General features: G+C 30.9%; 23 protein-coding genes. 13 read left to right on the top strand and 10 right to left on the bottom strand.

Annotated elements, in window-relative coordinates:
* The 4 genes from HN894_09280 to HN894_09265 all read right to left on the bottom strand — a co-directional run.
* On the bottom strand, positions 1 to 318 hold a 318-nt coding region (locus HN894_09280; GenBank protein ID MBT7143518.1), incomplete at its 3' end, for a hypothetical protein.
* A 310-nt stretch (positions 319 to 628) separates the two neighbouring features.
* Positions 629 to 1171: a hydrolase gene (locus tag HN894_09275; GenBank protein MBT7143517.1), complete on the bottom strand. Its 543-nt coding sequence runs from the start codon at positions 1169 to 1171 to the stop codon at positions 629 to 631.
* A gap of 15 nt (positions 1172 to 1186) precedes the next feature.
* Positions 1187 to 1798: a fumarylacetoacetate hydrolase family protein gene (locus HN894_09270; protein ID MBT7143516.1), complete on the bottom strand. Its 612-nt coding sequence runs from the start codon at positions 1796 to 1798 to the stop codon at positions 1187 to 1189.
* Positions 1799 to 2083: 285 nt separating this feature from the next.
* Positions 2084 to 3733 (bottom strand): GDP-mannose dehydrogenase, encoded by a 1650-nt coding sequence (locus tag HN894_09265; protein MBT7143515.1) that lies wholly within the window; start codon positions 3731 to 3733, stop codon positions 2084 to 2086.
* A gap of 414 nt (positions 3734 to 4147) precedes the next feature.
* Here HN894_09265 and HN894_09260 point away from each other — a divergent pair, with 414 nt between their 5' ends.
* From HN894_09260 to HN894_09250, 3 genes are all read left to right on the top strand, one after another.
* Positions 4148 to 4900 (top strand): hypothetical protein, encoded by a 753-nt coding sequence (locus HN894_09260; GenBank protein ID MBT7143514.1) that lies wholly within the window; start codon positions 4148 to 4150, stop codon positions 4898 to 4900.
* A gap of 156 nt (positions 4901 to 5056) precedes the next feature.
* A complete protein-coding gene (locus tag HN894_09255) occupies positions 5057 to 6976 on the top strand; it encodes an LTA synthase family protein (protein ID MBT7143513.1) in 1920 nt (639 codons plus the stop codon).
* The gene (locus HN894_09250; protein MBT7143512.1) at positions 6969 to 8138 is read left to right on the top strand and encodes a pseudouridine synthase; all 1170 of its coding nucleotides are present in this window, start codon (positions 6969 to 6971) and stop codon (positions 8136 to 8138) included. Before HN894_09255 ends, HN894_09250 begins: the two co-directional genes overlap by 8 nt.
* Before the next feature lie 36 nt (positions 8139 to 8174).
* Here HN894_09250 and HN894_09245 read toward each other — a convergent pair whose 3' ends face one another.
* Genes HN894_09245 through HN894_09230 form a run of 4 tightly spaced genes read right to left on the bottom strand, consistent with a single transcriptional unit; the run spans position 8175 to position 12713 of the window.
* On the bottom strand, positions 8175 to 8768 hold the full coding sequence (locus HN894_09245; GenBank protein MBT7143511.1) for an NTP transferase domain-containing protein: 594 nt from the start codon (positions 8766 to 8768) through the stop codon (positions 8175 to 8177).
* Positions 8768 to 9493, bottom strand: coding sequence for a nucleotidyltransferase family protein (locus HN894_09240; GenBank protein ID MBT7143510.1), 726 nt, complete (start codon positions 9491 to 9493; stop codon positions 8768 to 8770). The genes HN894_09245 and HN894_09240 overlap by 1 nt, the downstream gene beginning before the upstream one ends.
* A gap of 30 nt (positions 9494 to 9523) precedes the next feature.
* Positions 9524 to 10954 carry a phosphotransferase gene (locus HN894_09235; protein MBT7143509.1) on the bottom strand — a complete coding sequence of 477 codons (1431 nt, stop codon included), beginning with the start codon at positions 10952 to 10954 and terminating at the stop codon, positions 9524 to 9526.
* A gap of 25 nt (positions 10955 to 10979) precedes the next feature.
* A complete protein-coding gene (locus HN894_09230; GenBank protein ID MBT7143508.1) occupies positions 10980 to 12713 on the bottom strand; it encodes a M23 family metallopeptidase in 1734 nt (577 codons plus the stop codon).
* Between the two features lie 231 nt (positions 12714 to 12944).
* Here HN894_09230 and HN894_09225 point away from each other — a divergent pair, with 231 nt between their 5' ends.
* From HN894_09225 to HN894_09195, 7 genes are all read left to right on the top strand, one after another.
* Positions 12945 to 13238: a hypothetical protein gene (locus HN894_09225; protein ID MBT7143507.1), complete on the top strand. Its 294-nt coding sequence runs from the start codon at positions 12945 to 12947 to the stop codon at positions 13236 to 13238.
* Positions 13239 to 13249: 11 nt separating this feature from the next.
* On the top strand, positions 13250 to 13543 hold the full coding sequence (locus HN894_09220) for a cell division protein ZapA (protein MBT7143506.1): 294 nt from the start codon (positions 13250 to 13252) through the stop codon (positions 13541 to 13543).
* Between the two features lie 263 nt (positions 13544 to 13806).
* Complete coding sequence (gene rny / locus HN894_09215) at positions 13807 to 15369, top strand: ribonuclease Y (protein ID MBT7143505.1); 1563 nt, start codon at positions 13807 to 13809, stop codon at positions 15367 to 15369.
* A 165-nt stretch (positions 15370 to 15534) separates the two neighbouring features.
* On the top strand, positions 15535 to 15921 hold the full coding sequence (locus tag HN894_09210; GenBank protein ID MBT7143504.1) for an SRPBCC domain-containing protein: 387 nt from the start codon (positions 15535 to 15537) through the stop codon (positions 15919 to 15921).
* Positions 15922 to 16168: 247 nt separating this feature from the next.
* Complete coding sequence (locus HN894_09205; protein ID MBT7143503.1) at positions 16169 to 17650, top strand: YjgP/YjgQ family permease; 1482 nt, start codon at positions 16169 to 16171, stop codon at positions 17648 to 17650.
* A gap of 105 nt (positions 17651 to 17755) precedes the next feature.
* Complete coding sequence (locus HN894_09200; protein MBT7143502.1) at positions 17756 to 18985, top strand: glycosyltransferase family 4 protein; 1230 nt, start codon at positions 17756 to 17758, stop codon at positions 18983 to 18985.
* 8 nt (positions 18986 to 18993) lie between these two features.
* Positions 18994 to 20196, top strand: coding sequence for a glycosyltransferase family 2 protein (locus HN894_09195; GenBank protein ID MBT7143501.1), 1203 nt, complete (start codon positions 18994 to 18996; stop codon positions 20194 to 20196).
* A gap of 6 nt (positions 20197 to 20202) precedes the next feature.
* Here the strand turns inward: HN894_09195 and HN894_09190 are convergent, their stop codons facing one another.
* Complete coding sequence (locus HN894_09190) at positions 20203 to 21033, bottom strand: HAD family phosphatase (GenBank protein ID MBT7143500.1); 831 nt, start codon at positions 21031 to 21033, stop codon at positions 20203 to 20205.
* A gap of 23 nt (positions 21034 to 21056) precedes the next feature.
* Positions 21057 to 23369, bottom strand: a complete 2313-nt coding sequence (gene xdhB, locus HN894_09185) for a xanthine dehydrogenase molybdopterin binding subunit (protein MBT7143499.1) — start codon at positions 23367 to 23369, stop codon at positions 21057 to 21059.
* Positions 23370 to 23668: 299 nt separating this feature from the next.
* Here xdhB and HN894_09180 point away from each other — a divergent pair, with 299 nt between their 5' ends.
* The 3 genes from HN894_09180 (at position 23669) to HN894_09170 (ending at position 26054) form a co-directional block, all read left to right on the top strand.
* The gene (locus HN894_09180; protein ID MBT7143498.1) at positions 23669 to 24013 is read left to right on the top strand and encodes a hypothetical protein; all 345 of its coding nucleotides are present in this window, start codon (positions 23669 to 23671) and stop codon (positions 24011 to 24013) included.
* A gap of 47 nt (positions 24014 to 24060) precedes the next feature.
* Positions 24061 to 25722 carry a tetratricopeptide repeat protein gene (locus HN894_09175; GenBank protein MBT7143497.1) on the top strand — a complete coding sequence of 554 codons (1662 nt, stop codon included), beginning with the start codon at positions 24061 to 24063 and terminating at the stop codon, positions 25720 to 25722.
* Positions 25723 to 25889: 167 nt separating this feature from the next.
* Positions 25890 to 26054: a hypothetical protein gene (locus HN894_09170; GenBank protein ID MBT7143496.1), complete on the top strand. Its 165-nt coding sequence runs from the start codon at positions 25890 to 25892 to the stop codon at positions 26052 to 26054.
* Positions 26055 to 26064 lie beyond the last annotated feature (10 nt).

Below are 26064 nucleotides of genomic sequence, written 5' to 3'. Positions count from 1 at the left end.
ATCGTTTATAACAAGAACAGCATTATAAGTTTGAGCTTGCAGCGACACATATTCCCAAACATCGGCATTTGTGATTTCAATAGTGTCCTGAGCTGAACTATATCCATTTGCAGTTACAGAATAAACATAAGTTCCTGCAGGCAAACTAAACCAGGCTTCACCCCAGAAATCAGTAGTGATTGTTTGGTTTCCGATTGTTACATCTGCTCCCATAATTCCTAACATGCCATCGTTTATAACAAGAACAGCATTGTAATTCTGTGCGCTGCTAAACAAAGCACATAGAACAATTGAATAAAGTAAAATAATTTTTTTCATAATATAAATTTTTGATTCGCTTACAAAATTGTTGTATGAAAAATCTTTATTCAATTTTTATCAGGTACAATAATTCAACAATATTTAATAAGACTACAACAAAATATAACCATGACACATATTGCCCTGATTATTCATATATTATGTAATAGCAATTTTATACTATAGTGATAGATTTATGTTAAAATCTACACATTGTATTTTAGTAAAATTCTTGAAAAATGGGAGTAAAGTGGAATTGTTGTAAATTATATTCTTAAGAAAATGATTTACAATATTCAGATGAACATATAGATTTTTTCGAGATTTACTACTTAACTATTTTCGAGATACTCTTAAAGTATTCATTATTTGAATATCTGCACAATTCAAATAGGATTGATTCGAATCCGGTTATTATAGCACCTTTTGAGCGCATTCGTTCTATTGCAATTTTTTTGTTCTTTTTGTGTCTCGACGAAACACAATCTTCCACAATAATTGGTTGGTAGCCTTTTTCAATTAGATCGATGGCAGTTTGCATTACACAAACATGCGATTCAATTCCTGCAATTATTATATTTTTCTTAGAATTGGAAGATATTTCCTGCATAAAAACTTCATCATCGCAACAACTGAAAGACGATTTCTCAATGGTTTGATAATCTCCCAAAAGTTTTTTAATAGGAGCTATAGTTTCTCCCAAACCCTTGGTATATTGTTGAGTAATCAACAATGGTATTTTTAAAGTTTTAAGCCCTTCAATTAAGGTATAGGTATTTTTTGTAAGCATTTCGTATTTGTAGATATGCGGATAAAGCACCGATTGCATATCAATAATCAGACCTATAGTTTCATTTTGTAAAATTCTCATATTTAATGTTTTATATTATTTAATTTCAAAATCCATAAGCTTCTTATCTTCAAGGAAAGCTGTAAGTCGATCGCCAATTTCAACTTTGCCAACACCGGCAGGAGTGCCAGTAAAAATCATATCTCCTATTTTCAAGGAAACAAATTTAGAAACATAAGCAATAATTTCGTCGAAATCGAAAATCATGTGTTTTGTATTTCCGTCTTGTACAACTGTTTCATTTTTAGTTAGAGAAAAATTTATGTTTTGTAAATCGGGAAAATTATTTTTGCTTACGAAATCGCTAATAGGAGCGGAGTTATCAAAAGCTTTTGCAATTTCCCAAGGGTGCCCGTTTTTTTTACATTTCGATTGCAAATCGCGAGCAGTAAAATCTATTCCAAGACCTATTTCACTGTAATATCTGTGTGCAAATTTTTTATCTACATGTTTTCCAATTTTGTCTATTCGCAATACCACTTCAAGTTCGTAGTGTATTTCGTTCGAAAATTCGGGGATATAAAATGGCTTGTTTTTTCTTAGAATTGCAGTTTCTGGTTTAAGGAAAAAAATTGGTTCTTTTGGTACCGGATTGTTCAATTCTTTTGCATGTTCGATATAGTTTCTTCCTATTGCTATTATTTTCATAATGTTCTGATTTGTTTATAATAATGTTAAAATTATAAGTATATAAAATTATGTATTCAAATACTACTAATTTAAATTTCCAAAATGCAATTATATGGAAAATATCTTTCGTGATTATCAAAAATGAAATTAATTTATTCTGTGCCCGGCAATTAAATCTTTTTCAGATTCTTAAAAGTACTTTGTTATAAAATTTCAAAATCTTCACACTTTCGCTAGGCTTGATAATTAAAAAAGCTTGAAATAGTAAAACTTCAAGCTTTTTTCCAGTGATAATTCTATCGTCTAATTTTTCTTAACTTCTCTCTTAATTCTGGCAATATGTCCACGTCCAAGAGCTTTAACTTCGCAGTCTAATTCAAAATATCGACGAATCTTTTCGTCCGACAAAATTCCAAAACAATCTACAATAGCTATTGGTCCTCCAGCCCATTTCACAATATCGTCAGGATCTAATATCAAATATTCTTCATGCGGCACAGCAAGTATTAGAGCTTCGGTGTCTTTAAGAGCCTCGGGTAAGTTTTTCGAGACTTTTATATCAGTAAGGTTTTGTTGGTTACGGAAAAACCTTTTCCATGAATATGCTTCCTCGTTTTTATTGTCTTGCTCTTCAAATTCATACCAATTTTCTACGTATGGATCGTGAACGTCCATTTCTGCACCCATTTCCGAAAGTTTCCTTACAACCATTTCGCTACCGCTATATCGGGTATCACCCACATCTTGACGATAGCTTGCACCACAAATAAGGACTTTTGCTCCAGCAATATATCTGTCCATATTTCTTAAAGCATCTCTTGTAAGTTCTGCCACATGCAGCGAACGAGTATCATTTATATCAATAGCTGTTGGTGTAAGTTTAAAAATACTGTCGCCGTCTTCAAAACCTAAAATATGGCGATATGCCCAATAGCCTAAACCTCCGTCTTTTGGTAAACAATATCCACCAATTCCCGGACCTGGGAAAATCATATTGCTATGGGTAGGTCTCATTTTAATTGCATTGATAACCTTAATAATATCCACTCCGTTCCGTTCAGCAAATAGGCTCCATTCGTTCAAATATGCAAGTGTAGTTGCACGATAAGAATTTTCTACTATTTTGGTAGTTTCAGACTCAATGGGTCGATCCATAACTGTCAATGGAAATTCTTTAGTGTTTAGAACTTCGTGCAAGAATTTTTCTACTCGGGCACGTGCTTCCGATTCACAACCTGAACAAACTCTCCAAAAATCGCGAATACTTGCTACATATTCCCTGCCGGGCATAACTCTTTCAAAACTATGCGAAAGTAAAGGCACAGAGTCAATTCCTCGTTTTTTATATTCTTTTTTTAGAATTGGCCAGGCAACAAATTCGGTAGTTCCCGGAGCTACTGTAGTTTCTATCAAAGTAAGGCAATTTGGCATAACTCTTTCTCCAATAGTTTTGATTGTAGCTTCAAGGGCTGCCATATCAGTATCGCCGGTTTTCATATTTCCCAGATCGTTTTTCTTGAAATCGCACTGAACATCAACTACGACACAATCGGCGAATTTTAGGCAATCGCTATTGTAGGTTGCAACTAAAGTTTTTGAGTCTTGAACGCAACGATTTATCAAAATATCCACTTCAGGATCTTCAGCTTTTACAGGCGATTCTGCTCTATTAAGTATCGGAATTTTCCAATAACTTCTTTTGCTCGGACGTTGACAGCCAATTACAAATTTGGTCGATTTTCCGTTTTCGTCTTTTGTATCGGCTACAATTGCTGCCATTACAGCTCCAACGAATCCTACTCCCATCACCACAACAATCTCTTTTCCCTCAGCTCTGGCTTCCTTAACTTGATGTTCAATTTTTTCCAATTCAGCCTGATATTCAGACTCTAATGGAATTTCAAATTTTTCTCCCCAAGGAGTAATCGAATAATTTACTTTAGTTTCTTCCATCGTTGTTTGTTTTAATTAATATAGAATCATAATTTTACCCTACAATATTACTAATAATTTTATTTTTTTTGTATATAATCGATAAAATTTAATGTAACTAATCAGTGTGTTTAAAGTGTTGTATTTATGATTGTTGTGAAGTTTATTTTAAGCGCAAAGAACGCTAAGTTATTGAATATGATTTCTTTGCGAATCATTGCGATTTACATGGCGACCTTTGCGGTTATATTATTTATTTTGCTTTAGTTTAGCATGTTACCATTTATTATTATACACTGATTTATTACAATTCAAGTAATCCATATTATTGCGAAGCAAAGCCTTTTTCATAAAATTCAATACAAATAAATTTTAAAACTCCTCGTTTTATAAAAAATTCATATTTTTGTTTTTTTAATCTAAATTTAATGTGTAATGAAAAATAAATATTTGATTCAGTTTGCAGCTCTAATACTTGTTGCATTTATCTTAGGTGCTTGTGGAAAGAAAGACGAATTTAAACCGAACCTTTTATTGAATACTAATTCCAATGGAAATATTGATGTCTATATGAATTTAAATGATTTCTATATTGAATTAGGTGCAACTGCATGGGATAATTTCGATGGTGAGATTACTGAAAACATTGAAATTACGCACAATATTGAAGCTCTTGAAGAAACTGAAGCTCTTGGCGAGCAAGAACCTTATGTTTATTTGGACTCGGGTGCAACAGTTGAAGTTGGTGAATATATTGTTACTTATTCTATTACAGATGCAGCAGGAAATACTGAAACGAAAGAAAGAAATGTAACGATTAGAAATGAAATGTATAAATTTCAAAGAGAATATATTATTACCAAAACAAATCTCACTGACCACGATGATCCGGAAGTAGTATATGAATCTGATGTTGAGTATGACGATGCAATTAACAATCGAATTTGGTTTAAAGATTTGGGTGGTTCAGGAAATGATATTTTTGCTGACATAATTGGCGATACTGTTTTTATTCCTGTCCAGACTTTCGATGACGATTTTAATGTAAAGCAAGTTGTTGAAATTGCTGAAGGTGGATATGCCGGTACAGTAAATCGTGGAAATTACGGCATTGATATTATATATGTGGCATCATATGGGGGTTCAAGTGCTTCAGAAGAATTTCACGAAGTGTTCAAGAAAAAATAAATCTCTAATAATTCAATACAAAAAAAGAGCTATTTGAGGGGCTGTAAAAATCAAATTATTGACTTTATTTCTTTTTGAATAAATTCGATATTTTCTGTTTGAAACTCTTGATTTTTATAGATTGCCTTATGTTTAGCTCTTTTTTTTATAACAAAAATGAAAGCATACATAAATCATTTAATAGTTCTGATTAAGAGGATTTTACTGCTATTAATTCTGTTTCAGTTTTGCAGATTATATTTTTATTTATTCAATTCAGAATATTTCGTAAACCTTTCATTTTTTGAGTTAATAGGAATTTATTTTTATGGAACTCGTTTCGATTTTGCAGCTATAATTTATATTTATTCGATACTGATACTTTTTCATTTAATTCCTTTTGATTTTGTTTATAAAAAATCGTATCAAAAGTTCTTAAAAATATTGTTCATATTAGAAACTAGCATTGTTTTGATCCCAAATTTTGTTGATTCTCAGTATTTTCAATTCATAAATAAACGATCTACAGCAGATTTATTCTCGCTTTTTGGCTTAGGAGACGATGTACTTACTTTGCTTCCTCAATATCTGCGCGATTTTTGGTTTGTGTTAATTACTTGGATTGCCATCATAATAATTACATGTTTTGTTTATCCGAAGATAAAAAATGAAAAAGCAAGATATGTTACTACAACAAAAAAGCAAAGAGTTTTTCAAGGCATAATCTCTATATTAATTTTGGCAGTATTTTATATAGGTGCCAGAGGAATTGAGCTAAAACCAATACGAATTATTTCTGCTGCAAAATATACCGATGCTAAAAACATCCCATTGGTTTTGAATTCAGCATTTACAATCGTAAGCACAATCAACAAAAATGAACTTTCAGTAGTCAATTATTTTGATGAATCTGAATTGGATTTACATTTTAATCCAGTCAAAATCTACAGAAGTGTTGATAAATTCAAAAACGACAATGTTGTAATTATAATTTTAGAAAGTTTTGCAGAAGAATATATTGGAAAGTACAATAAAACTTATAGTTATACTCCCTTTTTAGATTCATTGATGAAAAAAAGTTTGGTTTTTGAAAATTCATATGCAAACGGCAAAAAATCTATTGAAGCTTTGCCAGCAATTTTGGCAAGCATTCCGGCATTATCAGAAAATCCTTATATAACATCGCAATATTCTACAAATCGGATAAATAGCACAGCAAGTATTTTAAAGTCAAAAGATTATCATAGCTCGTTTTTCCATGGTGGAAAAAATGGGACAATGGGCTTTGATAATTTTATCGAAATTTGCGGAATAGAAAATTATTATGGAAGAAATGAATATAACAACGAATCTGACTTTGATGGCAATTGGGGAATTTATGATGAGGAGTTTTTTCAATTTTTTGCGAAAAATCTAAGTATTTTCTCCGAACCATTTTTTTCAGTCATTTTTTCTTTGTCTTCGCATCATCCATATTCAATTCCTCCGAAGTATGAAGATAAATTTAAGCAAGGTAAGCTCAAAATTCATCAAGCAATTCAATACACAGATTTTTCTTTGCAGAAATTTTTTGAAACAGTTAGCCAAACTTCTTGGTATGCAAACACTTTGTTTGTGATTACTGCCGATCATACTGAAAAACACGAGCACAAAAAGTTTACTACGAAAACAGGAATCTACGAAATTCCGCTAATTTTTTTCCATCCTTCAGATTCTAATCTGGTAGGAACAAGCAAATTAGAATGCCAGCAGATAGATATTATGCCATCGGTTCTTGATTATTTGAACTATGAAAAGGAATTTCTGTCTTTTGGAAATTCAGTCTTTGACAGTAGCAATACAGGCATGGCAGTAAATTATTTAAATAATATCTATCAATTGATTGAAAATAATCATGTTCTTCAGTACGACAAATCAAAAACTGTAGGTTTGTATAATTTAGAAAAGGATAGTTTATTGAAAAAAAATCTTAAGAAAACGAAAAATGAATTTGTTGAAAATTTAAATAATCACCTAAAAGGAATTATACAATCTTATAATACAAGGCTCATTAATAATGATTTAACTATAGAAAAACAAACTAAGCACTATGAATAGAGAAGGTTATAGAAACGAAAGAAAGAAAACTTCCAAAAGTTTTGATAAGAAAAATCCAGCTAGCAGGAAAAATGTAAAGAGAAGTTTTCGTGATGATGAAAATTCTCATGAAAAAGACAGATATTCCGAAAAGAAAACTTCCAAAAGTTTTGATAAGAAAAATCCAGCTAGCAGGAAAAATGTAAAAAGAAGTTTTCGTGATGATGAAAATTCTCATGAAAAAGACAGATTCTCCGAAAAGAAAACTTATAGAAATTTTGATAAGAAAAATCCAGGTAGTAGGAAAAATGTAAAAAGAAGTTTTCGTGATGATGAAAATTCTTACGAAAAAGACAGATATTCAGAAAAGAAAACTCAAAAACCTCCCTATGAAAAAAGGGGAAATTTTCAGAAAGCAAGATTTTCTAAACAAGAATTTAGGTCGGATAAACAAAGTGTTGAAGATGAAAAAGTTAGACTTAATAAGTTTATTGCCGATTCCGGAAAATGTTCAAGGCGTGAAGCCGACAAATATATTGCCGCAGGATTAGTTTCAGTAAATGGAAAAACTGTATCTGAGCTCGGTTTTAAAATTTTTCTTGACGATAAAGTCGAATTTAATGGAAAACTGCTCTCTTCCGAAAAAAAAATCTATTTGGTTCTGAACAAACCAAAAGATTATGTTACAAGTGTTAGCGATCCGCATGCAGACAGAACTGTTATGGATTTAGTAAAAAATGCTTGCAAAGAAAGAATTTATCCGGTGGGGCGTTTAGACAAAATGACGAGCGGTATTTTGCTTTTTACCAACGATGGCGATTTGACAAAAAAACTCACACATCCTAAATATAATAAAAAGAAAATTTATCATTTGTTGTTAAACAAACCTCTGGTTAAAAACGATATGAGTAAAATATCTGAAGGTTTTGAGCTCGAAGATGGTTTTGTTAATTGCGATGCAATTAGCTACGTTGAGGCAGACAATAAAAAACAAATCGGAATCGAAATTCATTCAGGGAGAAATAGAATAGTTCGCCGCATTTTCGAACATTTGGGTTATAGAATTATAAAACTTGATAGAGTATATTTTGCAGGATTGACGAAAAAGAAAATTACTCGGGGTAGATGGCGTTTTTTAACCGAAAAAGAGATTAGTTTATTGAAAAGAGGGGCATATGAATAAATTTGGAATAGTGCAAAATTAAATAATCTACAAAATCTATTTCATCCCATTAATTATTGAGTAATCTTGCTTTGTATTTATATTTATTAAAACACTTTTGTCGTCAACTTCAATTTTTCGATTTTGATAGTTTTTTAAAAATTCGTTAAGGATTAGATGATTAGGAGATTTTAATATTTCCGATTTTATGTGATTATTAATGATTATTGGGTGCCCACCTTTTGTTTCAAAAACTGGAACTGTGCAAGCATCAGCATTTCTGTTTATAAATAATTTCTCCAAAATATTTTCATTTACGAATGGATTATCAACATTTTGAACAAAACAAAACTCGGTATTTATTTCATTTAGAGCTAATTTTAATGAATAGAATCGTCCTAATTCCGGTGCAGGATTGATTATCAATTTGCATTTTTTTTGTTTGTTGAACTCGTTAAAATTCAAACGCTTACAAGAATTATTATTTAGAACTACTACAATTTCATTTACTCCAAAATTTAAATATTCATCAATAATTTTTTCAAGAAAAGTAGTTTTGTTATCAAATCTTAAGAATGCCTTATGAAAATTCATCCTTTCGGAATTTCCGGCTGCAAGAATTATTGCTGAAATATTATTTTTTGTATTCATTACTTTTGGCGATTTAGCAATTTTTCTGCAAGTTGAAGATTCTCCGGTTTCCCGAGATCCATCCAAAAATCATTGTCGTGCCGAAAAGCTTTTATCTGTTCATTTTTTGCCAATGAAAGCAATACATCAATTATTGAAAACTTGCCAATTTTTTCGTAAAGTTCAAAAATCTTTGGATCAATTATTTGAATTCCACTAAAAGCAAGAGGTGTTAAATCTTTCTGATTTTGTCTAACTATTTTAGTCTCACCGCTTTTAATATTTTTCCAACCTGAAAGATTTTTATTTTCATCGAACAATAAATATCTTGAAGTCGAACGATTTCGCACTGCTACTGTTCCAATTGCATTAGATTTGATATGCGAATTGTGCAATTTTTTCAAATCAATATCTGACAAAATATCGACATTGTAGATAAGAAATGGTTCTTTTTTATCAAAAAATTCTTTGGCAAAAAATAATCCTCCTCCAGTATCAAGCAATTTTTCAGATTCATCTGAGATTGTAATTTTTGCTTCAAATTTATTCAATTTTACAAATTCAATTACTTTCTCCGAAAAATGATGAACATTTATTATAATATCATCAAAGCCAGACGAATATAGATTTAATATTGCAATTTCGAGTAGGGTTTTATTGTTGATTTCTACTAATGCTTTTGGAACTGTATTTGTCATCGGTTTCAGACGTGTTCCCAGGCCTGCAGCTAAAATCATAGCTTTCATAGGATTCAGTTTTTAGTTTTGAAAAATGAATTATATATTCTCAAATTCCTGATGCTTAAGAATAATTTTGCAACCATATTTTTGCAAATGTTTTGCAAGCATTTCGGCAGAATAAACTGAACGATGCTGACCACCTGTGCATCCAAAATTTACAGCTAAATTTGAAAATTTTCGTTCAATATAATTTTCAACCGCATCGTCCACTATATTATATATGTTCGTAAGAAAGTTTTTTATTTTCAAGTCGTCTTTAAAAAAGTCAATCACAGCCTTATCTTTTCCTGTAAAGTTCTGATATTCTTTATATCTCCCTGGATTGTTATTAGCTCGGCAATCAAAAACAAATCCACCGCCATTTCCCGACATATCAATTGGAATTCCTTTTTTCTTGTACGAAAAGCTGCAAATATTTACAGTTAAAATATTTTTATCTGTATTTTCAGTTTTGAATTTTTCTGACGAAATAATTTGTTTGAAAGTGTAGAAAAGTTCGCGAAGTTCTATTGGCAATGGTTGGTTCTCTGTAATCCATTTCAAATTTTTTATTGCAAATGGGATGCTTTCAATAAAATGGGATTTTCTTTCGTAAAAACCTCTAAACCCATATGCTCCAAGCACTTGCAATGTTCTAATCAAAACAAATGAATAATAGTACTTCATAAATTCTTCTGTATCTATTTGCGCATTTTGTTTAGCAATTTTCAAATAGTGCCTTAATATTTCGTCTCGAATTTGAAACGGAATTTCAGCTTTAGCCTGAAAAAGTAAGGAAGCAAGATCGTATTGCAAAGCACCTTTTCTTCCACCTTGATAATCAATAAAATATATTTCATTATTCGAAATCATAATATTTCGCGACTGGAAATCTCTGAACATGAAAAAATTGCTATTGGCTTGAATCAAATGTTTAGCGAACCGCAAAAAATTGTCCTCAAGTTTTTGCTCATTAAACTTAATATCAGCAAGTTTAAGAAAATAGTACTTAAAATAATTCAGATCCCACATTATTGATTGTTCGTCGAATTTCTGACGAGGATAACATTTTGAGTAATCAAGTCCGTCGTTTCCAATTGTTTGAAATTTTAATAATTCTTCAACAACATTTTTATATACATCAATAAGCTCAGTTGAGTGTTTTTCCCAGTTATTCTTTTTATTTAATACCGAAAATAAAGTTTCATTCCCCAAATCTTGTAATAAATAAATGTTTTTTGACAAATCAACAGAATAAATTTCGGGTACTTGAAGTTTTTTATTGAAAAAATGTTGAGAAAAATCAATAAATGCATCATTCTCTTCAAAATTATTGTTGAAAGCTCCAATAGCTTGATTGTTTTCACCTACAATCCTAAAATATTTTCTTGATGAGCCTGAAACTGGCAATGCTGAAAATGTGCTCACTTTTTCGTCTGCCCAATCTTCAAAAAGAATTGTCAGATTATTTTTTATTATTTCGTCCAAAGCTAAATGTTTTTATATCAAAAAATTACCATGTAAAATTTGCTTCAAAAGAAGCTTTATTATTTTTATTGTCAATCACAAATAATACTAATTTGTGTTGAAGTCCTTTATCAATTTTGTCATCACTGAAATTGTAAAATATTGTTTGGGTTTTTGCATCATACCTAAACAAAACCCATTTTTCGTCAATATATCCAATGTATGATTTTATGCCTGATAAATCGTCAGAAATCCGGAATTTTATATTTTTAGATTTACTTATGTTTTTTCCATCGGTTATGTTCAAAGGTTTTATTTCCGGTACAACTGTGTCAATGGCAATTGCAAACGAGCCAAATTGTACAGATTTTGCACTGATAAAATTGTCTTTCACTGTTCCGCCTATCGAGCCTGTAATTGAATAATTCTCATCGAAGGTTGCAATTACAGACTTTTCATAATATTTTTTTGGGATTTTATCCGATTTTATCGAAATTGTAAAAGCCTTATTCAAAGGTGTGAATTTGTTGTGAACATTATGAATTTTCGAATATTGGTTCAAAGGTAAATCATAAGCGGAATATTCAAAAAATAGATTGTCGAACAAAGTATTTTTCGGAATTAAAATCTTAATACCCTCATTTTCATATGTGTTTTGAATTTGAAAAGGCATTGCCATTACATAATCATTCATTTTTTCGTCAGCCTTGATTGTTTCAGGAAAACCGCTTTTTATGTTAAAACTTAAAGTGGAAATATTATTATAGGCATCTTTCACTTCAAAACTTACCAAGTGAATTGTGTCATCAACAAATTCATATACACCTCTGTTTATTAAGTGATTATATATGCTTAATTTATTGTTTGGCTCAACAAAATTCTTTTGAACCTTGCTGCTATTTTTCTCTTTTTCAAAATAATCAATAAAACTTTTTATATAGCTCGTTTCCGAAAATGAAAACTCTGTGAGTTCGTGAAAATAGATCAAATTGTTATCAACAAAAACTTTCACTGAATAAGCTCCACACCTGTTATGAGAACCATTCAAGAAATCGTAAGTTTTTAGCCCAAAACCAATTTCTCCGTAAACTTCAAATGTCTTTTCATTTTTTAGTTTGTATTCTCCTTTTTTGCCTGTAAGAGCTATTTTTTTTGAATAGTTCTGATTATCGACAAAACTGTGGCTGTTTTGAGGATATATGTATAAATCGTAAAGTTTAGGAGAAATATCGTCCTTAATTTCAAAATTAAATAAAAGCGGATTTAATGGGTTTTCAGTTTTAGAATCCCGAATTTCGAAGTGTAAGTGTGGTCCGCCAGAAAATCCTGAGTTTCCGCTATATCCAATAATTTGACCTTTAGAAACAGGAAATTTATCGGAGGAAGGAAACAAATTCATTGCAAACTTTTTTTTCGCATAATGTTGAGCTAACACATATTTAGCTATGGTATCATTAAAACTTTTCAAATGGCCGTAAACTGTAAGCAAACCATTCGGATGAGTTATATAAAGAGCATTCCCATAACCACTTGGGCTGATTTTTATCCTTGAAACGTATCCTTCAGCTGCTGCATAAATATATTTCCCAACTATGCCTTGAGTTTTAATATCGATTCCTGAATGGAAATGTGAAGCCCTAATTTCACCAAAATTTCCTGATAAAAAAATTGGAATATCAACTGGTGAACGGAAATAGTTCTGAGGATAATCTTTTTGCGAATATGCAAAATGAAAACAAAATATAAATATAATTATAATACTCTTCTTTTTAGTTGCCATGTTTAATTTGTAATGTAAACATCAGTATATCTGAAAATTATGTATTTGAAAACAATTGATTATTTTTAGCCAAAAGTATATTTTTTTTATAAAAAATAGAGGCAAAAAAAATTTGAATCAATTTTATTGTTACTTTCTTTCATTATTAAAATAAAATTGTTAATTTAGTTCTCTATTTATATTTGAAATTTATCTTAGAATTAGTAATTTTGTCGGTGATAATTAGTGAAAATGAAAAATGAGATAAAAGATTTGATTGTTGCAGTGAAAGGAAAAATCGAATTTCTCATTAATGAAAATATTGAAATTAAGAGTGATAGAGAAAAATTAGTTACAAACGAAAAAAAATTAGAAGAAGAAATTAAAGACTTAAAGAAGAGATTAGCTGAGTCGGAAAGTAATTATAATGACATAAAAGTCTCAAATGTATTGCTTTCATCTGTAAAAGATAGACATGAGGCAAAAGACAAAATCAATTCAATTGTGCGGGAAATTGATGGTTGTATTGCTCTCTTAAACAGTTAATTATTTTGTTAATGGAAGAAAAAAGATTAATAAATGTTACAATCGCCGGAAGAAAATATCCGGTAAGAGTAGGAAAAAATAACAATGAAGAAGAAACTATAAGGATAGCTTCAAAACTATTAAATGATAAATTTTATCAATATAAACAAAGGTATCCACAAAATGATGATTTTCAATTATTAACCATGTCATCCTTGCAGTTTGTTCAGAAATTAGAAGATATTAAAAATAAAGATTTTATAGAGATTAAAAAGAGTCTGTATGATATAGATAATTTATTAGACGATTATCTTGATTTAGAGTGATTTGTACGTTCTTAAAGATAAAGCAAGATATTGCCCGCATTATTTCTTATTTGTTTGGAAACTCAACATTATTGATATTGGAGATAAGCTCACACATATGTAAGGCAGGCCTTAACCTATTTATTTAGGCTCTTCATTTATTTGAAGACATTGGAAGCAAGAAATATTTGGCCTCTCCACCCATGTTATTTAGGGGTTTTTTAAATTTATAGGGAATTTATGCGGGTTTTTTTATATATATATTATTATTAAATAAAAACAAAATGGATATTATTATTAATTTGTCAGTTGGTGTAATTGCTCTGATAATTGGGTGGGCAGCCACTAGTTCTTATTGGAAAAAAGTAATTGCCAACAAAAGTTCAAGTATAATTAAGGAAGCCGATTTGAAGGCAGAAGCAATTAAAAATGAGAAAATTTTACTAGCAAAAGAGAAATCTTTTCAGATGAGAAAAGAATTTGACAAACAAGCTCAGGAAAGAAATTCAAAAATTGCTAACACAGAAAATCGCTTAAAACAAAAAGAATCATCGTTTCTACAAAGAAAGGAAGACCTTCAACGAAAAAACAAGGAGCTAGAGATTGGGAAAAAAGAAGTTGAAACACTTAATTCTAATGTTTCTAAGCAACTTGAATTAATCGATAAGAAAAATAAAGAGTTAGACAAACTGTTAAAAGACCAGATTGAACAATTACAAAATGTTGCTGCAATGTCGGCAGAGCAAGCAAAAGCCTTGCTAATAGATTCGTTGAAAGCTGAAGCAAAAACTGAGGCAATGTCGTATATAAATAATATTATGGAAGATGCCAAAATGACTGCAAACAAAGAGGCAAAACGAATAATAATGCAGACAATTCAAAGAGTAGCATCAGAAAATATTATTGAAAATTCAGTAACTGTTTTTAATATTGATAGCGATGAAATTAAAGGAAGAATTATTGGACGTGAAGGAAGAAATATACGTGCATTAGAAGCTGCTACAGGAGTAGAAATCATTGTGGACGATACTCCCGAAGCAATTGTTTTATCGGCATTCGATTCGGTTCGTAGAGAAATAGCACGACTTGCTTTACACAAATTGGTTACTGACGGAAGAATTCATCCGGCAAGGATAGAAGAAGTAGTGAAAAAGACAAAAAAGCAAATTGAGGAAGAAATAATTGAAGTAGGAAAACGCACTGCAATAGATCTTGGAATTCATGGGCTTCATCCAGAATTAATACGGCTTGTAGGAAAAATGAAATATCGTTCGAGCTATGGACAAAATTTGTTGCAACACTCTCGTGAAACTGCAAATCTGTGTGCTATCATGGCTTCAGAACTCGGGCTGAATCCAAAAATTGCCAAACGAGCCGGATTATTGCACGATATAGGAAAAGTACCAGACGATGAACCAGAATTGTCTCACGCAGTTTTTGGAATGAAATTGGCAGAAAAGTATAAAGAAAAACCAGAAGTTTGTAATGCAATTGGTTCACACCACGACGAGGTTGAAATGACCAGCCTGATTGCACCATTAGTGCAAACTTGCGATGCCATATCAGGAGCAAGACCCGGAGCAAGAAGAGAAGTTGTAGATTCGTACATTAAACGATTGAAAGATCTTGAAGAATTGGCTCTTTCATACCCAGGTGTTATGAAAACCTATGCAATTCAAGCTGGTAGAGAACTTAGAGTCATAGTCGGTAGCGATAAAATTAGCGATAAAGAATCAGATACACTTTCTTATGATATTGCAAAAAAAATCCAAACTGAGATGACCTATCCCGGGCAAATAAAAATTACCGTAATTAGGGAAACCCGCTCTGTAAATTATGCGAAATAGTTCCTTAATAGACTGATATTTCAAAGTTGGAAGTTTTAGCCAAATTAAATATTTTTATTTACTACAATAATTAAAGTAATATTTTGTTAAAACCAATACGTGGCATTTTTTTATTGAATAAAAATTAATATATTGCAACAATTAAATATTGTCAATATTAAAAATTTGATTATGAGTTTAGAACAATATACAATTGAATTTACAATAAATACTTCCCCAAAAGTGTTGTTTTATCGTTTAAGTTCGCCCGGAGGTTTATCCGAATGGTTTGCCGACGATGTAAACCTTCAAGGAAAAATCTTTACATTTATTTGGGATGGATCTGAGCAACAAGCAGAATTGCTTCTGAAAAAAGATAATAAGTATGTTCGATTTAAATGGTTAGACGATGAAGAAGAAGATTCATTTTTTGAGTTTAAAATAAATATTGATGAGCTAACACGCGATGTTGCATTACTCATAACAGATTTTGCCGAAGAAGACGAAAAAGCAGATGCAATTGAACTTTGGACAAAACAAATAGGAAATCTAAAACGCACCATAGGTTTGTAATATTCTTAAACTGATGGAGGTCAATTATTTATTATTTAGTTTTTAAATATTCAAAGTATCTTCAAAATAATTTTTAGTAGATAAAACACACAAACATTATCAAACTATTTTGAAAAATATATTATAATAATTTGAATTTTCTGCTTCATGAAATTATAGCTTTTTCACTTAATATATATTAATTTTTTGCATATATTCAAATTCAAAAAATGATAAGTTCCGTAAAACAACAACTATATTAATTTGAGTGAAAAAGCTTCATAAATTTATATTACAATCATATCTGGGGCCACTAATTCTGACCTTTTTCATTGCTTTATTTGTGTTATTAATGCAGTGGCTTTGGAAATATATTGACGAATTGGTTGGAAAAGGTTTAGAATGGTATATAATTGCAAAGCTGTTGTTATATGTTTCAACATGGCTTGTCCCAATGGCTCTTCCTCTGGCAGTTTTGTTAGCATCTATCATGACTTTTGGTAGTTTAGGAGAGTACAACGAATTGACAGCACTGAAGTCTTCAGGAATTTCCCTTCAAAGAATTTTGTTGCCAATTATAGTATTATCGGTTATTATGAGTATCGGAGCGTTCTATTTCTCGAATCATATAATTCCATATACAAATTTGAAAATGAGTTCGTTACTTTGGGATGTCCGGCAATTGCGTCCCGAATTGAATATCAAAGAAGGAGTATTTTTTAATGGAATTGACAACTACTCCATAAAAATAGGTGAAAAAAACAAACAGAATAATACTCTTTATGATATTATGATATACAATCATCTTAAAGAGCATAAAGGAAATATTAACACAACTATTGCCGATTCGGGATATATGAAGGTTACACCCGACAGTAGATTTCTTGTATTGCAGCTATATAGCGGAAAAAGTTATGAAGAGCAAATAGAAAAAAATGTTAGAAATGCAGATAAAAAGCATCCACAGAGACGGGAAACATTCGAGGAACAAACTTTAATGTTCAGACTTAAAGGATTTGACCTTACACGAACCGATGAAAACCTATTCAAAAAGCATTATCAAATGTTAAATCTCGGGCAGCTATCAACTGCAGTTGATTCTTTAAAAATTACTAGAGAAAATAGGCAAGAACTTTTTTATACTAACATTTTGAAATCGAATTATTTTAAAATTATACCAAATAGAGATAAACGAAATCCTGATACTTCAAATATTATGTTGGATACAATTCAACTATACGACAAAAGTTTTGATATAGATAGTGTTTTTGAATCTTTAGAATATGAAAAAAAGAAAAAGGCAATAGATTTGGCATTAAATTATGCTCGATCCACTAATTCTTACATAGTTTCATCGAAAAAAGATTTGCACAACCGAGCAAAGTGGATTAACAGGCATCTGATTGAATGGCATCGAAAGTTCTCATTATCCTTTGCTTGTTTGGTGCTGTTTTTTATTGGAGCTCCATTGGGAGCTATCATCCGTAAAGGAGGTCTCGGAATGCCAATGGTTGTTTCTGTTCTGTTCTTTCTTTTATATTATATAATTTCTATTACCGGAGAAAAATTTGTTCGCGAAGGCATATTACCTTCATATCAAGGAATGTGGCTATCTTCGGTGATATTGTTGCCTCTTGGAATTTTTCTAACTTATAAAGCTACAACAGATTCTGCCGTTTTGAATATTGATACATATATGAATTTCTTCAAAAGAATAATTAAGTTAAAGAACAAAAAATCGAGTAACTAATGTTTTCGCTTAATAGTGTAAATAATAATGTAAATCTTTTGCCTGAATTTTATCTTATGAAAACCATTTTTTGCTTAATTGCAGCTTTTTTTGAAAAAATGATAAATGAAGATAATCCAACTTTCAAATAAAGTTCCATATCCTCCAATTGATGGCGGTGCAATTGCAACTTTAAATCTGGCAAAGGGTTTTGCAAAGCTTGGCCATAGTTCAACAATCTTGGCGATGAATACTTCAAAACATTTCTACGACTTGTCTGACTTGCCGGAAAATGTTAAAAAGTTAGTCAAAATTCTTGGAATTTATGTTGAAGCTCCAATTACGAAAATGGCTGCTATTAAAAATATTCTTTTTTCGAAACTCCCATATAGTGCTGAAAGATTCATAGATAAGAATTTCGAAGAAAAACTTGTTGAATTATTGCAAATAGAAAAATATGATGTCATACAGCTCGAAGGTCTTTATATGACTTTGTATATTCCAATTATTCGAAAATTTTCGGATGGAATAATTGTTCTTAGAGCTCACAACATTGAGCATCAGATTTGGGAAAGAGTGGCCAGTAACGAAAAAAATATTTTAAGAAAAAAATATCTTCTTTTTTTATCAAAAAGAATAAAAAAACTAAAACAAAATATTTTGAATAGCTACGATGCCATTGTTCCAATTACTGAACATGATGCAAAATTCTTTCAGACATTCGGAAACAATAAACCGGTTCATGTGAGCCAGACCGGATTTGATATTTATGATATTAAAAGAAGTAGCAAAAAAGCCAAATTCCCATCATTTTTTCATATTGGTGCTTTAGATTGGGCTCCAAATCAGGAAGGTTTGCAATGGTTTTTTAAAAATGTATGGAACAAGGTTTTGCAAAAAAATGGCGAACTGAAATTTCATATTGCCGGAAGAAATGCTCCTGACTGGTTGTTCAAAATTATTTCTTTGCAAAAAAATGTAATATATTTGGGAGAAGTGCCTGATGCTTATGATTTTATGAATTCAAAATCTGTTATGATAGTACCACTACTTTCGGGTAGCGGAATGCGCATTAAAATTATTGAAGGTATGGCTCTTGGGAAAACTATTATTTCTACTAATATAGGTACAGAAGGAATAAATAGTACTCACAAAAAAGACATTTTTCTGGCAAATACTCCCGATGAATTTATTCAAACTATTTTAGAATTGTCGGGAAATGAAACATTATGTGAAAGAGTAGGGGAGAAGGCTATCGATTTAATAAGAACCAATTTCGACAACACAAATCAATCTGCCAAATTAATTGATTTCTATAAAGAAATTATCAATCAGAAATTTGAAAATCAAAACTAAAATATCGAATGAAATTTTTAGAAATTGTTTTTTTCGTATTGTTGTTTAGCATATTCTATTCCTATATAGCATATGGTCTGATTTTGTTTTTTATAGTAAAAATCAAAAAAGTGTTTTCAAAAAGGAATAGTAATGTTCAGGAATTGGCGGATTCCGATTTGCCAGAAATTACTTTAATAATTGCAGCCTATAACGAGAAAGATTATATTGAAGAAAAACTAAAAAATTCTTTCGATTTAGATTATCCGAAAGGAAAGTTAAAGCATGTTTGGATTACCGATGGATCGAATGATGGTTCTGAGAAAATTTTGGCGAAATATGAAAATATTGAATTGTTTCATTTGTCAGAACGAAATGGGAAAATTGCTGCAATGAATCGTGGGATGAAATTTGTTAAAACTCCAATTGTGGTTTTTTCTGATTGCAATACTAACCTTTCGAAAAGCAGTATTAGAATTATAGCAAACCTTTTTCACGATAAAAAAGTTGGTTGTGTTGCCGGCGAAAAAAGAATTTACAAAGAAGTTTATGATGGAGCAAGCGGTTCGGGCGAAGGATTTTATTGGAAATACGAATCGGCACTCAAAAAAATTGAAGCAGAGTTTAATTCGGTGGTTGGTGCAGCTGGCGAACTTTTTGCAATTCGTACCTGTTTGTTCGAGGAAGTGGAGAAGGACACTTTATTAGACGATTTTATTATTTCGCTAAGAATTGCCAAACAAGGTTACACAGTTCAATACAATCCTGAAGCATATGCAATTGAGACTGCCAGCCTAAATGTGAAAGAAGAATTGAAACGAAAAGTTCGAATTGCTGCCGGCTCTTTGCAAACTATTTTCCGATTACCGGAACTTCTCAACCCTTTCAAATATAAAATCCTGAGTTTCCAATATATTTCACATAAAGTGCTTCGATGGACGATTTGCCCTTTGTCGATGATTATTTTACTTCCTTTGAATGTGGCAATTGTTTATTTAAAGAAATTTGATTTTGCTGATATTTATACCATTCTTCTGCTTTTGCAAATGGTATTTTATTTATTTACTCTCTTGGGTTGGATATTTTCTAATAAAAAGTTACGGCTTAAAATACTTTTTATTCCATATTATTTTTTCGTCATGAATTTTTCAATTATTCAAGGAGCTATAAAATATCTCATGGGAAAACAATCTGTGAATTGGGAAAAAGCTAAAAGGCAACAGAAAATTTGATATTCTTTATAAATCGAAAAAATGTTTTACGGCTTCGCTAAAGCCACTATTATTGTTGCTGGAAGTAACTATATATTTTTCTTTCAATACAGCGGGGGCATTTTCTACAACAAAACTATAGCCCGTAGTTTTTAACAAATCAATATCGTTATAGTCGTTACCTATTCCAAGCACAAAATCTGTAGAAAATTCCAATTTTTTGCATAAGTTTAAAACGGCATCCCCCTTTGATACTTTTTTCGGAAAAATTTCGATCCACATAGATTTTCCATCTAATGGCGAAGTAGTGCGGACCACTTTAAATTGCGACAAATATCTTTCAACTTTGCTAAGAATTTGTGGAATTTCTTCAGTAATAGCAACAAATTGGCAAGCATCTCCAATTTCTTTGAAGTCGTCTCCAATTTCCTTTGTATGACCATCATAAAGTTTAATACGATTATAAAAATCAGAATTTTTGTTATCGTTTCCGATGTAATAACAAAATTTATGATTTTCCGGAATATTCGAATGAATCATAAAACTCAAATTTTGCGATTTCAATTCGTTTGCAATTAACAGAACAGATTGCTTTGGAATATGATTTTCACTAATTAAATTTTTATTGTTCCAATCGTAAATACCGCATCCCGACGAAAAAATTAGAAAATCAATAGGAAAATCCGGCATGCATACTTTTTCAAAAGAAAACAGAGATCTTCCGGTTGCTACAACTCTAATTATTTTCCTTTGATTTAGTTCTTTTAATGTGAAAAAATCTGTGTCGCTTAGTTTGTTTTTGTCATTATGTAAAGTCCCGTCAAGGTCAGTTACAACCATTTTAATTTTTTGCGTCATATACGTTCAGAGAGTTTCTGGAATTATAGGTTTGCTTTTAGTTTTTTTATCGACAATAAAATATTTTCATTAGTTGCGGGTAAGAAATAATCAGGTTCGATTATATGATTTCCAACCGCCGAAATTGCATCTTTTAGTGCAAGCCAGACCGACAAGCCTAACATAAATGGAGGTTCTCCAATTGCTTTGCTCTGACGAATTGTATTTTCGTTTTTCGAATTTTCGTAGAAATTTACTATCAATTTTTCCGGAATATCGTCTGTTGTTGGAATTTTGTATGTTTCAGGAGAGTTATTTAATAAATTTCCTGAGCTATCCCATTTGCATTCTTCGGTAGTACACCAGCCCACTCCTTGAAGAAAACCGCCAACTATTTGTCCTTTATCTATTTCAATATTTATAGATTTTCCTGCATCGTGTAAAATGTCGGTTTGCAGAATTTTACAATTGCCAGTGAGTGTGTCGAGCAAAACTTCGGAGATTGACATTCCCTGAGCAAAATAGAAAAACGGATTTCCTTTGCCAGACTTCCTGTCAAAATCGATTCCGGGTGTTTTATAAAATCCTGTGGCACTCAAACTTTCTCTGTTTAAATATGTTTTCAAGACAGCATTTTTAAACGAGATTTTCTTTTTAGTATCTAAAGCATCATAAATGAAATCGTGTTTAAAAATTAAATTCTCGAATAAATATTTTGTCCCTTCATTTTCCTTATTAAATAGTTCAATCACTACTTTTGCAATTCTATTTTTTAATTTATCTATGGCAATTTTTACTGCCATCCCGTTAAGGTCGGTGCTGGAGGAAGCCGCTGTAGGCGAGCTGTTTGGAACTTTAGAAGTGTTAGTCGGACTTACTTTAATATTGTCTAATTGAATCCCTAATTCGTTTGCAGCAATTTGTTGAATTTTTGTATGTAGCCCTTGCCCCATTTCTACTCCGCCGTGATTTACTATAACAGAACCATCCTTATAAATATTTACCAAAGCACCTGCTTGATTAAGAAAAGCAGTTGTAAACGAAATTCCAAACTTTACCGGACTTATTGCCATCCCCTTTTTCACAAATTCGTTTTTGTTATTAAATTCATTTATGTGTTTTCGCCTGTTGAAATAATCTGAAGATTCTGACAACTCTGTATAAATTAAGTTTATAACGCTATTCGTAAATATTTGTCCATAGGGAGTAGTTTTTTCATTTTCTATTCCATAAAAATTTCTTTCTCTGACTATTGCAGCATCTATTTTCAAATAACGTGCAATTTTATCAATAATTAATTCAATTGCTGCAATAGCCTGAGGTGCTCCAAATCCTCTAAAAGCTGTGTTTGGAGGAAGGTTTGTTTTCCATGCTTTTCCTATTATTCTTGCGTTAGGGATGTAGTAACAGTTTTCGGAATGTAACATTGCACGTTCTAAAATTGCCATCGACAAATCACAGGAATATCCCCAGTTAGAATTCAGCTCGCTCGACATGGCTGTAATTTCTCCATTGCTTTCAAAAGCAGCTTTGTAGTTTATCAAAAAAGGATGACGTTTTCCTGTCATGATTTGGTCTTCTTTTCGCTGAAGCCGCATTTTAACAGGACGTTTCGTTGTTTTACACAATAATGCCGTCCAGCTTGCAATATGATTTGCCTGAGTCTCTTTACCTCCGAACGCTCCGCCAAGCCGCCTGTTTTCAACTTCAATATCTTTATTTGAGATATTCAAAACTTCAGCAATAATGCACTGGGTTTCAGTGGGATTTTGAGTAGAGCTAAATATTTTAATCTCATCTCCTTCCCCAGGCAAGGCAAGACAAACCTGAGTTTCGAGATACCAATGTTCCTGGGCTCCAGTCTTAAATCTTCCTTCAATCTTATTTTGCGATTTATGATAAGCCTCCTCGAAATTGCCGCATTCAATTTTTCTTTCTTCCTGAAAAAAATCGCCACATTCTATTGCTTGTTCTATAGTAATAACTGGCTTCAATGGTTCAAATTCGATTATTATTAAGCTTTTTGCTTCGTTTGCAATTTCTTCATTTTCAGCAGCAATTAGAAATATAGCCTGTCCAATAAAACCAACTTTTTGGCTTGCAAGCACTTCCTCGTCATGAATTACAGGACCCATTTGATTTTCTCCAGGAATGTCCTTGTAACTTACAATTGCATGAACTCCTTTTACTTTTTTGGCTTCCGATAGGTCGAATGATAATATTTTTGCATGAGCAAATTCACTTTTAAAAACAAAACCCCGGATAATTCTGTTATCAGTTTCTATATCATCAATATACTTTGCGGTACCCGTTACATGCAATTTTGCGCTTTCGTGATATGTTTTTTTGTTTTTCATTAAAATATTCAGACTGTCATATTTTTTTATTTACACTAAAGGAATTAAATTTATCTAAGAGAAAATAATGAATCATCCGTTTTTGTGAATAATTATTTATTCCCAGCAGCACAGCATCTCTATGTACAATATTTTCTACCATCATAATTTATTTCAAAAATACAAAAATTTTGAGATTACAATTTACTTAGGCAGATTCTTTTTTAGAAAAATATCAAAAAAGTATTGGAGTACAATAATGAGTTATTATCTTTACGACAAAAAAATATTTAATGAACACTAAAACATAATTATCGCAAATGAGAAGAATATTTTTAGTTATTGCTATTTCAATTTATTTTATGTCATTTTCGTACTCTGAGACAAAAATTGACAGTTTAACAGTTAACTTACTGACAGTTCAAGCCAATGAAAAAAATCCAAATTTCGTAAAAATAATTCGGGAATATATGAATTTCGATTTGGAAAAAGAAAAAGAATACTCAAATATGATAAATATAAATTCAGAAACTATTAGCAATTTGAAAAATGTATTTTCATTTATTGATTCATCCTTTATCTGGTTGTTTCCTGCATCAGCTCAAAGGTTAGTATATTCTACAACACATTTTGGACATCCATATCTCAGTATCCCGAAATTTTAATACACGAAACAACATAAGTTACAAAATTCTAAATCAAAACTACACATATGAAAACAAGAATCGTACATATTATTATTTTATTAATTTTCATTGCTACTGCTTATGATACAATGGCAATTGACAATTCAAGCCAACAATTATTGAGCAAAGCAGATAGTTTATATACCAAACGTCAGTATTCGAAGGCTTTACCAATTTATCAAAAGGTGCTACCAGCACTGCATGAAAAAAATAAAATAGCTGAAGTTTCACTAGCAATTAGTGGTTGCCTTTTGTATGTAGGAAAGATTGATTCTTCCATTTTATATGCTGATACTGCACTTTTTTTCAACAAGCAAGTATCTGACACTAGTGGAATTGTTAATTGCTATATCTTTTTAGGCACATGCAACAACAGGCTAGGCAATTTTGAAATTTCAATAGAACATAATTTAAATGCACTGCGACATGCTAAAGAATCAAACAATTTGAATTCTATTGCAGATTGTTATTCCACTTTAGGCAGTTTGTATTACACAATGGGAAATTATGAAGAGTCAATAAGATATACCCGATTAGTTTTGGAAATGGATAAACAGTCTGGCAACTCTATGTATATTGCTGTAGATTATAATGAGTTAGGTAGTACCTATTATAAACTAAATAATATTGACTCCTCTTCTTTCTATTTCAGCCTGGCATACAATATTCTTCAAAATATAGATGCACCTGATTATTTGGTAATCTCCCTCAATGGTTTAGCCTTAGTTGCAACATCTAATAAGCAGTACGATAAAGCTTTGCAGCTTCATAAAGAGGCAATGGCTATTAATAAAAGAATTGGCCGAACTGGTCAGGTTGCGGTAAACTTAAATAATTTGGGCACATTATTATCGAAACAAGAAAAGTACGATGAAGCAATATTTTATTTAAAACAGGCAATTGAAATAAACAAAAAAGTGGGAAATAGACCATTGATAAAAGATAATCTGAAAAATCTTGCAAATTTCAATTATTATTTAGAAAACTACAAAGAAGCTTTTGATTATACAAATGCCTACAACAAACTTAGAGATACTCTTCTGAATGAGGATATGAATAAGCGAATTGCAAATTTGCAAGTCGAATATGAAACAAAAGAGAAGCAAAACATGATAAAGCTTCAACAAGCTGAGATATCTAAGAAAGAAAGAATATTGTTTAATGTGATAATAGCACTGATTGTTGTTATTTTTCTTCTGATATTAATTTATTGGCAATATAAGCAGAAAAATAAGGCATATAAGGCACTATATAAAAAGAATCTTGAAATAGAAAATCAATACAAAACTACTATTTCAATTGATGATACTTATCAAAACTCTACAGAAAATAATGAGAACGAAGTATTAAAAGAACTGTTTGATAAAGTAATTGAAAAATTTGAGAAAGACAATATTTTTAAAAAAGATAGTTTGAATATTGATGAATTAGCAAAAATAATGGAAACCAACCGTAAATATTTGTTTGACTCAATAAAAAAATATAGTGGAAAAACTATCAATCAGTTTATAAATTATTATAGAATTATGGAAGCTAAAATCTTGCTTACCGAATCAAATCTAAAAATTGAAGCAGTTGGCGTAGCAGTTGGATATAATTCAGTGAATACTTTTCGTTCAAATTTCGAAAAAATCACAGGATTAAAACCTTCAATATATCGAAAACAAGGTGCATTTTTTAAGTCATAGGAAAATTTGCAAAAAGAACATATTATCTAAACTATTAAAATATAAAGACATAAAAACACTATTTTAACAATTGCAGATATTGAGCATCTTTTTTTTGAATAGTTCAAAAATCTTATGCATATTAGCAAATCAAATATAAGCCATAGCAAGGATTTGAAACATAAATTATGAATAGATTAATTAACAGAAATAGAAACCAAATTGTATTAAATTCAACACGATATCTGAATAATGGTATAGCTTCAATTCTTTTTGTAAATCAATCTAAAGCAAATCATAAAACTAAGAACAAGATTAAAATTTCGATAAACAAATTCATTAATAATTATTAAAGATTTAAAT

Source organism: Bacteroidota bacterium (assembly GCA_018692315.1).
GTDB lineage: Bacteria > Bacteroidota > Bacteroidia > Bacteroidales > JABHKC01 > JABHKC01.
The sequence above is the reverse complement of the archived record's forward strand: the minus strand, read 5'-3'. Positions and strand labels throughout refer to the sequence as shown.